Raw genomic sequence first — 12,446 nt, 5'->3', positions numbered from 1 at the left:
GCGATGACAAGTATCTGGCGCCCAAACGAGCGCCACCCTCAACCGCCGATAGAGGCCAGGTGTTGGGTCACACCGGTAATGCCTTGGTGCAGATAGTGAGTTTCTTTCTTCTGCTGCAACTGCTGATGCAAACGGGCAATCAACTCATCCTGCTGTTCAGGACTCTGAAGCAGATCCCGAAGATCGACACCATGTTCGGTGAACAGACACAGGTGCAGCTTACCCTTGGCAGAAACCCGCAACCTGTTGCAGCTGGCGCAGAAGTTTTTGGCATAAGGCATGATGAGCCCGATACGGCCACGATAATCAGGATGGCTGAAGTTTTGCGCCGGGCCATCTTCAGCCGCGGGCTGATCATACTGCCAACCTTCGGCCTCGAGTCTGGCCTTAATATCGGCTCCGGCCAGGTGATGCGCCTTGAAATAGTCGTGACCCAACCCGGTTTCCATCAGCTCGATGAAACGCAGATCTATGGGGGTATGTTTGATCCAATGCAGGAAACGCGGCAGATCCTTGTCGTTGAGATCCTTGAGCAGCACGGCGTTGATCTTGACCCGCTCAAAGCCGGCTTCCAGCGCCGCATCGATACCGCGCATGACCTCATCGAACTTGTTCTCGCCGGTGATCTGATAAAACATCCTGGGGTCCAGGCTGTCCACAGACACGTTAATCCGCCTCAGCCCGGCGTCGTACCATTCTTTGGCGTGCTTCTCGAGCCTATAACCATTGGTGGTTGTGGCGATAGTGTGAATTTCGCTGTTGTCGGCAACTGCACGGATGATATCGGTAAAGTCTTTGCGCAGCGTAGGCTCGCCACCTGTGATCCGCACTTTGCGGGTACCTACTTTGGCGAAGGCGGCAACCAGATTCTCAATCTCGCTGAGCGTCAGAAAAGAGGGCTTGCCCTCCGGGCGATAACCATCCGGCAGGCAATAACTGCATTTGAAGTTACAGACGTCAGTGACTGACATCCGCAAATAGTGAAATCTTCGACCAAAATTGTCTTGTAACTGGGACATGATCACCTTTCCAAGTCAGGGAGGTGAGGGCATTTCTTTGCTCACCCCGGTGGCAAAATTGCCACGGCTAAAGGACCATATCTTCACTGACGTAGGACCAAAAGCTCGGAGAACCGTCTGCGCCAATTATAGGACGAAAAGGGGGGCGAACCATACCCCTAAAAATGTATTTCCCGACTTGGCTCAAATCTGCGTGGACTTTTTGTGACAGGTCTCACTCAGAAATTTCATCTAATCCCTGTGCTGCTTTCCGATCAAATACTGTGCCCTGGATGGATTTTCAGGTAAGGTTGGAGCTGGATAAAAATAAAACACCCGTTTACATCGGGGGACTTTGAAGGATAGAGGTGACATGATGGAACGCGAATCAATGGAATTCGATGTTGTTATCGTCGGTGCAGGCCCCGCCGGACTGGCTACGGCTTGCCGTTTGATGCAGATCTCCAAAGACAGCGGCAAAGAGATCAGTGTCTGTGTGGTCGAAAAAGGCTCTGAAGTTGGCGCGCATATTCTCTCCGGCGCCGTCTTTGAACCCAGCGTATTGGAAGAACTCTTCGGTGACTGGAAAGAGTTGGGAGCGCCCCTGCATACCCAGGTTACAGAAGATGAAATCTATCTGCTCAAGTCGGCCGAAGATGCCAAACATCTGCCCAACAGCTTAGTACCCAAGACCATGCACAACCATGGCAACTATATTATCAGCGTCGGTAATCTCTGCCGCTGGATGGCCGAGCAAGCCGAAGGCCTGGGAGTGGAGATATTCCCCGGTTTCGCCGCCAGCGAGCTGTTGTTCAATGAAGATGGCAGCGTCAAGGGCATACTGATTGGCGACATGGGCATAGGCGCCGATGGCCAGCCCAAAGACAGCTATATGCCGGGCATGGAATTACACGCCAAATATACTGTGTTTGCCGAAGGCTGCCGCGGCCATCTAGGCAAGCAGCTGATAGAAAAATTCCACCTGGATAACGGCAAGACACCACAGCACTACGGCATAGGCTTCAAAGAGATTTGGAAAATCCCTGCCGAGCAACACCAACAAGGTAAAGTGGTTCACAGTGGCGGCTGGCCGCTGTTGGAAGGCGCCAGCGGTGGTGGTTTCCTCTACCATATGGAAGACAACCAGGTTGCCGTGGGGCTGATCATCGACCTCAACTACAAGAACCCGCATCTGAGCCCTTTCGATGAATTTCAGCGTTACAAGACCCACCCTGTCATCGCCAAGACCTTAAGTGGCGGCGAGCGTTTGAGCTATGGTGCCCGCGCCATCACCAAGGGGGGTCTCAACTCTCTGCCCAAGATGAGCTTCCCAGGCGGTCTGGTAATAGGTTGTGATGCCGGGACACTCAACTTCGCCAAGATCAAGGGCACCCACACCGCCATCAAGAGCGGTATGCTGGCGGCCGAGACTCTGGCCGAAGGCCTTATTGCCGGGGTTGAAGGCGGAAAAGATCTCGACTGCTTCCAGGAGCGGATGGAACAGAGCTGGCTCTTTGATGAGCTTTACCGCTCGCGTAACTTCGGCCCGGCCATGCACAAGTTCGGCACCTTCCTGGGTGGAGCCTTTAACTATATCGATCAAAACTGGTTCGGCGGCAAGTTCCCTGTGACCCTGAGAGATGAGCATCCCGACTATGCCCAGATGGGCGAAGCCAGCGCCTACAGCAAGATTGACTACCCCAAGCCGGACGGCAAGCTTAGCTTCGACAAGCTATCTTCAGTGTATCTTTCCAATACCTTCCACGAGGAAGATCAGCCCTGCCATCTGCGTTTGAAAGATGCCAACATCCCTATTGCGGTCAACCTGGTGAAATACGATGAACCGGCGCAGCGTTACTGCCCTGCGGGTGTCTATGAGGTGGTTGAAGACGAGGGGCAACCCAAGTTTGTGATTAACAGCCAGAACTGCATTCACTGCAAGACCTGTGACATCAAGGACCCCAGCCAGAACATCACCTGGGTGACGCCCGAAGGAGGCGGTGGTCCCAACTATCCCAATATGTAATTGATTAACCTAAACCACAAAAACGCGTCTTTATAGGGCGCGTTTTTTTATTTACCGAACGCAACATTAGGCTCTATTGAAGCAAGGGCAATTTTTAGTCATAATCCCGGTTCTACAATAAGATCCAGCCCCATAAAACAGCTGGCATGCCTATACTCTACAAAGACTTAAGGGAAAGTCCCTGCCACTGTGTTAGCTCGCGGCCGTAACCAACGCCGGCTAATTAATGCTGTTGTCCACATTAATAAGGATATGGATAGGCGATCGCTATGAAACTCATGCTTACCATCAAACAAAAGATTTTACTGACGGTGACTCTGGCCGTGCTGATGTCGACTATTTTAGTTGGTGTGCTCAGCCAGCGCAGTGCCCGTGAAGTTGTCGAACAACGTATGCTCGGTTCCGAGCTGCCCAGCTTGATGCTGCAGATCCGCAATAAGTTGGATCTGGAGATCAGTACACTGATGAACGGTGCCGAGCAACTGGCCCACAGTCAGATGCTCAAACACTGGTTGGAACAGGGGCGTCCCGAAGCCGAAGTCCCCTTGGTCATCTCACAACTCAAGGACATGACCCGTCAGTATCATTTGGCGCAAGCCTCCTACGCCGACCGCGAGACGGCGGCCTATTACACCCAGGACGGTTTCCTGCGGATCCTCAATCAACAGCAGGACGGCTGGTTCTTCAACTACAGAGACAGTCGCCAGGAACGCATGTTGAATGTGTTCACCGAAGCCAACGGCGAGGTCAAACTCTTCATTAACTATCAACAGCCCAACGGTCGTGGCCTGGTGGGGCTGGCCAAGTCACTCGACGATATGGTGCGCCTGCTCAACTCCTTCAAGATTGAGCAGAGCGGCTATGTGTTCCTCACCGACAATCAGGGCAAGATCCAACTGCATCCGGACAAGAGTCTGACAGGCAAACGTAACTTGCAGGATCTCTACCCAGGCAATGTCAGTAAACTGTTGAATAAGAGCGACTTCCAGTTGCTCGAAACCGAAGTCAATGGTACCGATATGCTGGTTGCCAGCAGCTATATTCCGTCAATGGATTGGTATCTGGTGGCTCAGGTTCCTCAAGGGGAAATCTTTGCTCTGTTGCAAGAGGCCGCCTACCAGATTCTGTTATGGACAGCATTGATTGCCGCCGGCTTCATCTTCCTGGCTGTGATAGTGGCCGGCTCTGTTAGCCGCCCCATCAGCAAGGTGGCGGAAATGTTCCGCGACATAGGCGAAGGCGAAGGCGACTTACGCCAACGTCTGCCGGTCGAGGGTGAAGATGAAATAGCCCAACTGGCCAAGGGCTTCAACAGCTTTATCTCCAAGATCCAGGACTCTGTGGTCGAAGTGGCCGCCACCAGCGAACAGTTGGGGTTATCGGCCAAGGATGTCTCGGCGCAGGCCCAGCAGACCATGAGCGACAGCCAGGATCAGAAAGACCGCACCATGATGGTGGTGACCGCCATCAACGAAATGGGGGCAACCGTTAACGAGATTGCCGCCAATGCGGCCCAGGCGGCGGTAACAGCCAAAGATGCCGACAGCGAATCGGCCACCGGCCAACAGGTGGTGACCCGCGCCCGGGATACCATTAACCAGTTGTCGCAGGATGTGGCTCAGGTCGGCGAAGTAATCGAGTCTCTGGCGACCCATACCAAATCCATCGGCGGCATTCTGGATGTGATCCGTGCCATCTCGGAGCAAACCAACCTACTGGCACTAAATGCCGCCATCGAAGCGGCTCGGGCCGGTGAAGCCGGCCGTGGTTTTGCGGTCGTGGCCGATGAAGTCCGAAACCTGGCTTCCCGCACCGCGGCCTCAACCGATGAAGTGCAGGTAATGATAGATAAGTTGCAGGCCGAAGCCGCCAGAGCCGTCAGTGCCATGGAGCTGAGCCGTAATCGCTCCCGTGAAGGCGTTCAGGCCGTGGATGAAGCCAGCCAGGCGCTCAGCGGTATTTCAGGACAAATTGCCCAGATAAGCGATATGAATATCCAAGTGGCGGCGGCCACAGAGGAGCAATCCACTGTAGTGGAGGATATCAATCGTAACGTCAGTGAGATCAATGAGATAACCCAGCGAACAGCCGAGACCGCCGAAGCCGCCGCCGCGGCCAGTGACGCACTCAATAATCTGGCCCATAGGCTGGATACTTTAGTCGCCCGCTTCAAGGTTTAACCTCAGGTTCCCCAACGGCAGCCTTGCAACTGCCGTTGGGAATACTGAACCTCATTCCCGCAAAGCCTTGAGTACACATGCAACTCCTGAATCTTGCTGCTGATTGGTATAACATAGCCGCAACTATCTTTCGGCTAATAAAAGAGTATTCATGGAACCACAGATAGAATGGGCGCTGTCACATATCGCCTGGCTGATGTTTATTCTGGCAGGACTCTTCTTTGTCTTGCAGCTTTGGCGTTGGCAGCAGCTACTGAAACATATACGGGTTCAGTATCCTGAACTGGCTCATACAGATGAAAATGATTCACCAAATATAGCGATAAGAGTCAAACAGTCGCTGGAGTCTGGCACTCTGGCCAACAGCCAAGATCCTGTGATTATTCGTTATCAGAAACAACAGAGCAGCCTTAGACTGATCATGGCTATTCTGTTGACCATAGGCTTTGTAATGGCCATATTAGAGTGAGCTAAAACCCGTTAAGTCCAGTGCTATTCAAGACAGACTATAGATGAATATAAGTTATCTATGGCCTGTGTTTACCAACCCAAAGTTCTGCTAGTGTTCCAAGGTTATTGTTTGGGCCAGGGAAAACTCACCTCAGGCTGCTCGCCATAGCAGGTGGGGCGTCTTGGGCAAACTGCACCTCTGGAGCAGATCAATCTGGCATCGCCGGCGATACCACGCTCGACCCAATTAATATTGAGTATCCGCGCTACTGTCAGCAGTCGCTGTTTTATCTTTCTGGGAATGGCACCTTCTCCGCCCTGCTCGACACAAGCCTGTTTAAGAGCTTGCGCCAATGACAAGGCATCCTCCCCCTGGGCCTCAATGGCAGGATTGAGATCTATTCCGGCACAGAGCACATGATGATTACCGGCCAAGTCTTCTACCTTGACCGATTCACAGCAATAGATCCTGGGTTGTTGCTCCACATCCAGAATGGATATCTGCGCCGAACTGCCCTCCTTGGGCTCGGTGATCATCCGAAATACCGCCCAGTGCTGACAAGGGTCGGCCACCGCCCGCATATTCCCCCAGGGTAGCGGAATACCGTTGCCCCGATACACAGCTTTTAGCTTGCCCGGAGCATAGGCATCGAAATAATGCCAGTGAGGATAAGGTGAAACCACAGTCATACGCCGCATCGCTACCGAGGGAGAAACCCCCGCCAGCCGGTGAGCATCGATCTCGTAGCCGTATCTGTCCAGCAGTTGCCTGAATGCTACTTTGGGGCAGAGCAAGGCCCCGGCAAAGAAACTGGCCTCAAAGCCACGCCAGGCCTGGAGAATATCCTGGGCATTGAGAGACGAACTCTGGATCTGGGGATCGGTTTCACTGAAACCACTGCGGCCCACGGTCAACACATTGCTCAGCCCATCGCGATTGTGAAGCACACAGTGACCTATATGCACCGCCAAATCGTACTTGAGCCTGGTTGGTTGAGACTTAAGGATCTCGTTGAGAAATAGCGTTCCCGGCGGCTCCATGTAGGAAGTCACCAACTCCCCGGCACTGATCCCCTGGGCATCCGTCAGCAGTTTTGCCGGCCGAGCGAACCATTGGATCTTCAGTCCCTGCGCCGCGGCGAGATCCAGCATCTCTTCTACCGACAAGGGCAGACGCTTCTTACCTACTTCTTCGGCGGCCCGTTCCAGATCGGGGAAATGGTTTTGATGATGTTCCTGATGGGCGCGGATCAACAGGTGGGCAAACTGGCGGCCGCTGATCCCCGTTTGTGACAGCATCTCGGGAATGGCTATCTGCAAAATATCATTGGAAAACAGGAAGCCCGGCTCCAGCGGCATACCACTGACACCACCGCGCCGCCCTTTGTCCGGAGTGATAGCCTGCTCCTCCGGCGCATCGTCCAGAAACCAACTCACCTCTTTCTGAAAAACTGCGGCTATGACCGCCAGCATACCAGCGCTGGGAACACGCTTGCCCCTTTCGATCATCGACAGGTATGACACAGACGGCGCCGACTCAGGATCGACCCTGACACAGCGTGCCGACAAGTCTTCCATAGTTAAGTGATTGCGCTTTCTGAGGTTTCTTATTTTAGTACCCAGAAAATGTGACTTACGGATCAGGCTTTGGTCTTGGCGCATTTTGTAAAATTCACACTGTAAAATTTTTATTGTGAAATTGTAATCAAAAAAACGCTAGCCTACAAATTAAGCAATTCACAGGAATTGTCCGGCCATGAGGCGACAGTGCCATCAGGTCAAGGAAAGCAAAACACGAGGGCGAGACGATGAACATCTCCACTATGCAGCAAAAAATCAATCAAGAGCACAACCCTTTCATCGCCGAAGCCGTCTTTGCCGTGGAAGCACTCGGTGAACGCCATATCGCCGACAAGAAGGCCAATGCCAAGCAACTGCTTGACCGGCTATTCCCACTGGCAAACGGCTCACATGCCGAGGTGGTTTGCTATGTGGTCTACTATCAGCATCTCTTGGCCTGCTTTGCCGATGGCAGCCAGTGTGGCCTCAAACAGCCACAACAGTTTGTCGCCCTGAGCGGCCACCGCAGCGAGCCAGAAGCCATACTGCTCAAGGATGATTGCGGCTGTCACCTGGAACTGAGCTTTGATCGTCAGGGCTGCATCGGCAGCCGCGACTGTGCTGCCATTGAAGACATTCAGCTGGAACGCTGTCTCATCGATGGTCGCTGCCAGGAAAACAGACTCAAGCGTGAGTGGATTAGCCTGTTGCATAATGATGGCGGTCAACCACGCAGCAACAAGAGTTGCAAACGCTTTACCACCAAAGATGGCCATGAATATCAGTTGTCTTCACGGGTCTAATCGCAACAGAGCGTCATAGGCTTGGCCTTATTAGACACAGCAAAAGGCACAGCAAACTTCTGCCAGACGTGACATAGACTCAGGATCGGGAAACTGGCTTCCCTGATCCTGTTGTCTTAGTCAGAGATTCAGTAAAACTTACGCTGGACATTAAGTTAATTTTAGTTTTCCTAGCATTTTGCCTCACTTATACTAACGCTCCCGGAATCTTGCTATCTCTTGTCCATGAGCCAACTGCAGAAAAAGTGGCTGTTTTGCCTGCTTGCCATCGCCTGCCTACACCCCGCAATCTCCTCACCTCTGGCACTCTTGGTGGGATTTGTGCTGGCTAATCTCGGCTGGTTGCCATCGGACTGGGATCTGGGGAAACTGACCAAAAAACTGCTGGCCATCTCCATTGTCGGTCTGGGTTTTGGCATTCCGCTGCAACAGGCGATCGACGCCTCTGTAGGCAACTTGCCGTTAATCCTGGGATCAATATTGCTGACCCTGCTGGCGGGCACGGCGTTGACTCGGGTTTTGGGGTTGGATAGACGAGTCGGTCACTTGATTGCCAGTGGCACCGCCATCTGTGGTGGCAGCGCCATCGCCGCGGTGGCACCGGCTATCAATGCCCGCAACGAACAAACCGCCATTGCACTGGCCTGCGTCTTTGTACTTAACTCGGTTGCCCTGTTTGTTTTTCCCGTGATAGGTCATCTGCTGCAGCTGAGCCAACATGACTTCGGAGTTTGGAGCGCCATCGCCATTCACGACACCTCGTCCGTGGTGGGCGCCGCATCCGCCTACGGTGAAGAAGCACTCAAAACGGCGACCACCATCAAACTGGCACGTGCCTTGTGGATAGTGCCTCTGGCGGCAATCAGCGCCTTGTTGTTTGGTGGCAAGGGTAAACTCAATATTCCCGGGTTTATTCTGTTTTACTGCCTGGCTATTGCCATCACCAGTTTGTTACCTCAGGGCCAATTTATCTATCAGGAGCTATTTGAGCTGGCGAAGCGTACCCTGGTGGTGTGTTTGTTCCTGATTGGCTGTGGTATCACCTTCAGGAAACTACAGCAGAGTGGTAGTAAGCCCTTACTTCTTGGAGTGATTCTCTGGCTGTTTATCGGCAGCTCGTCTCTTGGCTATATTCTCTGGCAGGGTTGAAAACAGGTAACAAAAGCCTGCGAAGGCGCTGAGTTCTATCAGAGCCCGCAACAAGCCTTGGGTCTGGGTCGATGCCAGTACCACCAGTAAGAGAAACAGCAGGATATAGCCAGGCTTCACCGCCACCTCCACAGTTAAATAATGCCGCTATTATTGGTGTCTGTGGAGCCTGGGTGCCAATATCGATTCTCAATAATAAAGAACCCAAAGCACTAAGAAAAAATTTTTTATACCTTTTTATATGCATTAACTGGCAGGAAACCCACCCTCTGTGACGGGGATAGCCTGGTAGCAAGGAGGAAAGTTGCCGGGGGGGAAATGCCTAATCCTACTTGCTCAGCCGCCGCAGGATTAGCTTCAAGAAATGCGTGTAAAGTCGCTTCAAAGCGACAGATGCCACCCGCGTCTTAGGCCGCCTGTGAAGTATCGGCGCTAGCAACGGGTTGAATAAAGTCTTCCATAAACCAGGCACAGAAAGTATGGCGGCCATCAACATCCGCCTTGGCGTAAATTGCCGATGCCTGCTGCCGCACCGTCTTCTCCTTGGTGCTGCGAACACTGGCAATCTCTTTGAAACTCAAGCCCTTCAACAGTAATAAAGCCACTTCCTGCTCACTGCGGGTCAGCGACCAGAGCTCAAATTGTTGCTGTACCGCCTGGGTGTATTCCTGGCGGGCGGCTTGCATTCGACTGGAGATATTGCAGATCCTGGCATCGGCATTGGCCAACTTTGACTTGAGTAACTGCATCTCCCGGCTGCGGCGGATCAGATCAACACTGATATACAGGGCACCACAGGCGGAAAGCGCCACCAAAATGCTCTCCTGCACTATGTGATAAGTCGGCACACCAAGTTGCATATCTGACAACACATCCAGCAGATTCAGCGTCATGATCACACTGAGCAGCACTATCATCACCAGATCCTTCATTAACGCAACTCCCGATTAATAAGCTTCAAAAACATGCAGTTAACTTATGGTACATATGTCCCATAAGTGCAAATATGATACAGGTCGCCGAAGACGACAGGCCAAATCAGTGCCAGGCTGGCGGCTGGTATTTCCCCAAGAGACACTCCCATGAAAATCCGCCCCCTCTATCTGGGTTGTAGCCTGCTGTTAATGGTGTTTCAGCTGAGAGCGGCCCCGGAAACAGACAGAGACGCCCTTTTGTCCCTGAGTCAAAACAGGCTGCACACATCTTCGGCACAATTGGCTCCAATATATCACAGCTCGGACTGGCTGACAGGCTTGCCAAGCATCAGTTTGAGCCACCTTGGCAGCCTGGAAAGCCACAACAGCTATGAGCAGGAGCTCTCGCTCAACCTGCCTTTTCAGTCGCCAGCCATGCAGCGCCAGAATGCCAAACTCAAGCCCATTAACGAACGCATGCTGGAATTGCAGAGCCAACTGCAGCGCCTCTATCTCTCTGGCATGTTGCGTCAGTATTGGTGGCAACAGGCACAAGCCGAGCAAGAGCTGGCGCAACTGCGCCACAAGCAACAGGTACTGCAGCAACTGCTGCAACGGCAACAGGCCCTGAGCCGAAGTGGTGAAATGCCGGCAACTGCGGTACTGCTGCTAAAACGAGAACTGCTGGAGTTGTCGCTCACTAAACTCCCACTGGAGCAACAACAACAAGAAGCCAATGAGGCACTCATACGCCTGACCGGACTGCAACAGCTGCCGTCACTGGATGAAAGTGACACCCCACTGCCGGATGATGCCGGAGCCGGGCATCCCATGTGGCAATTGCTGGCACTGCAGCAGCAACGTCAGCAGCTCACCACAAACGCCCAACTCGAAGGAGATGACACTCCTTGGCTGGTGTCTGTCACGGCCAAAAACACTGCAACTCTGGGACAAGATGAACAGTCTCTGGGTCTGGCACTGGAGATCCCCTTGCCTGTTGGCAACGGCCTGAGCCAGCAACAGCTTGGCGAGTTGCAGCAACAAAGGCTGCAACTGGAGCAACAGCAACAACAGCAGCGACTGCAGAGCCAACTGCAGTTGCAGCAACTCAAACGTCGTCAAGCCCAGCTACAACAAGAGCAGCAAGGGCTGGAGCAAGCCGTGCAGCTGAGCAAACAGCTCAGCCAAACCCTGCTGACCACGGCCGAACAAGGACCAGCCCAGTATGAGTCCTGGCTGCGGCGCCATCTTGAGGCCCTGGATACCCAAGCCAGGCTGTCGCTCAACCAGCTGGCACAAGCCCAGCTGCATTCCCAACAACTGCAAGCGCTCGGAGTTACCCTATGACCCCTAAAACCCTGGTTGGCACACTGGTGTCGACACTGTTCTTCTCCCCGCTGTGGGCGCAGGAAATCTCGGTTGCGGACCTAGGCAAGCTGACACTCAGCTTTACCTCAGTGAACCAGGTGCAACAGATAGAGGCTGCCCCTGTACCGGCAATATTGGCGGCTCAGCCCGGCAGCAGCTTCTATCTCACGGCACCGGAAACCATCCAACAACGACGCTGGTTGGTGGCCGAAGGAGAATGGGTCGATGAAGGCCAAGCGCTGGTGCAACTTAAGGGCGCCGAAATTGCCCACTTTCAGCTGCAATTTGCCGCCGCTGAAGCGGCATTCAAGCTCGCCAAGCAACGCTATGGTCGCAATCAAAAGCTGCGGGCCAACGGCGCCATAGGTGCCGAAACCTGGTCGCAGATAAGCCGGCAGTATTTCGACGCTTTGCTGCAATATGAACACCTGCAGCATTTCAGTGAATTGCTTAAGCCGGGGGAGAGTCCTGAGACTCTGATATTGCACGCGCCCATGGCCGGATTGCTGCAATACGGCGATAGCAGTGAACCGCTGATGAGCGGCGCCCCTCTGCTGGGGATACTGCCAGCCGACGAACTCAGGCTTAAACTGCGTTTACCCCTGGCCCAGAAAGACAGTGTCAATGCCGTGATGGCCGGAGAGTGCCAACTGCAGATAAGTCGCAAGGACCAGCTGGCCAAACAGGGCTTTGTCGACGCCTGGAGCCAGGCCGTTCCCCCAAGCTGCGGCCTGCAACCCGGACAGCAATTACAGGTTATCCCATTGCAGGCCATCAATGCCTTGGTGGTACCCAAACAGAGCCTCTATTCCTGGGGCACTGGCAGCCAGGTGCTGAGTCACAGCCAAAACAAGCTGCGGCCAACCGACGTGCAAGTGATAGGTGCCAGCGCCGACAGCTACTTCCTGGCGCCCAATGAGACACTGGTCGGTGCCGAGGTACTGAGCGACTCAGTGGCGGCCGTCAAAGGCATACTCCTGGGTTTGGGGGGCGAATAG

Annotated in this window: 10 protein-coding genes and 1 riboswitch; of the genes, 7 read left to right on the top strand and 3 right to left on the bottom strand. The window is 53.6% G+C overall.

Annotation, left to right across the window (positions count from 1 at the left end):
* Positions 1-38: 38 nt before the first annotated feature.
* Complete coding sequence (gene moaA, locus N512_RS0113915; protein ID WP_028780719.1) at positions 39-1,019, bottom strand: GTP 3',8-cyclase MoaA; 981 nt, start codon at positions 1,017-1,019, stop codon at positions 39-41.
* A riboswitch (molybdenum cofactor riboswitch) is annotated at positions 1,007-1,142 on the bottom strand. (Overlaps the previous gene by 13 nt.)
* A 232-nt stretch (positions 1,143-1,374) precedes the next feature.
* Here moaA and N512_RS0113910 point away from each other — a divergent pair.
* The 3 genes from N512_RS0113910 (at position 1,375) to N512_RS0113900 (ending at position 5,673) form a co-directional block, all read left to right on the top strand.
* Positions 1,375-3,024, top strand: coding sequence for an electron transfer flavoprotein-ubiquinone oxidoreductase (locus N512_RS0113910; RefSeq protein ID WP_028780718.1), 1,650 nt, complete (start codon positions 1,375-1,377; stop codon positions 3,022-3,024).
* A 269-nt stretch (positions 3,025-3,293) separates the two neighbouring features.
* Positions 3,294-5,204: a methyl-accepting chemotaxis protein gene (locus N512_RS0113905; RefSeq protein ID WP_028780717.1), complete on the top strand. Its 1,911-nt coding sequence runs from the start codon at positions 3,294-3,296 to the stop codon at positions 5,202-5,204.
* A 151-nt stretch (positions 5,205-5,355) separates the two neighbouring features.
* Entirely contained in the window at positions 5,356-5,673 is a 318-nt protein-coding gene (locus N512_RS0113900; protein WP_025009179.1) for a hypothetical protein, read from the top strand.
* 104 nt (positions 5,674-5,777) lie between these two features.
* On the opposite strand, the gene N512_RS23090 is transcribed toward N512_RS0113900, so the two are convergent.
* Positions 5,778-7,316: a DUF3612 domain-containing protein gene (locus N512_RS23090; protein WP_051472814.1), complete on the bottom strand. Its 1,539-nt coding sequence runs from the start codon at positions 7,314-7,316 to the stop codon at positions 5,778-5,780.
* A gap of 146 nt (positions 7,317-7,462) precedes the next feature.
* On the opposite strand from N512_RS23090, the gene N512_RS0113890 reads away from it, so the two are divergent.
* Positions 7,463-8,017 carry a hypothetical protein gene (locus N512_RS0113890; RefSeq protein ID WP_028780716.1) on the top strand — a complete coding sequence of 185 codons (555 nt, stop codon included), beginning with the start codon at positions 7,463-7,465 and terminating at the stop codon, positions 8,015-8,017.
* Positions 8,018-8,242: 225 nt separating this feature from the next.
* Positions 8,243-9,166 carry a YeiH family protein gene (locus N512_RS0113885; RefSeq protein WP_025009177.1) on the top strand — a complete coding sequence of 308 codons (924 nt, stop codon included), beginning with the start codon at positions 8,243-8,245 and terminating at the stop codon, positions 9,164-9,166.
* 407 nt (positions 9,167-9,573) lie between these two features.
* Here N512_RS0113885 and N512_RS0113880 read toward each other — a convergent pair whose 3' ends face one another.
* Positions 9,574-10,098, bottom strand: a complete 525-nt coding sequence (locus N512_RS0113880; RefSeq protein ID WP_025009176.1) for a helix-turn-helix transcriptional regulator — start codon at positions 10,096-10,098, stop codon at positions 9,574-9,576.
* Between the two features lie 150 nt (positions 10,099-10,248).
* Here N512_RS0113880 and N512_RS23085 point away from each other — a divergent pair, with 150 nt between their 5' ends.
* Both N512_RS23085 and N512_RS0113870 read left to right on the top strand, forming a co-directional pair.
* Positions 10,249-11,427 carry a TolC family protein gene (locus tag N512_RS23085; protein ID WP_051472813.1) on the top strand — a complete coding sequence of 393 codons (1,179 nt, stop codon included), beginning with the start codon at positions 10,249-10,251 and terminating at the stop codon, positions 11,425-11,427.
* Complete coding sequence (locus tag N512_RS0113870) at positions 11,424-12,446, top strand: hypothetical protein (RefSeq protein WP_028780714.1); 1,023 nt, start codon at positions 11,424-11,426, stop codon at positions 12,444-12,446. The genes N512_RS23085 and N512_RS0113870 overlap by 4 nt, the downstream gene beginning before the upstream one ends.

This window comes from Shewanella sp. 38A_GOM-205m (assembly GCF_000518445.1).
Taxonomy (GTDB): domain Bacteria; phylum Pseudomonadota; class Gammaproteobacteria; order Enterobacterales; family Shewanellaceae; genus Shewanella; species Shewanella algae.
Note: the sequence above shows the minus strand (reverse complement) of the source record. Positions and strands in the feature narration are given on the sequence as shown.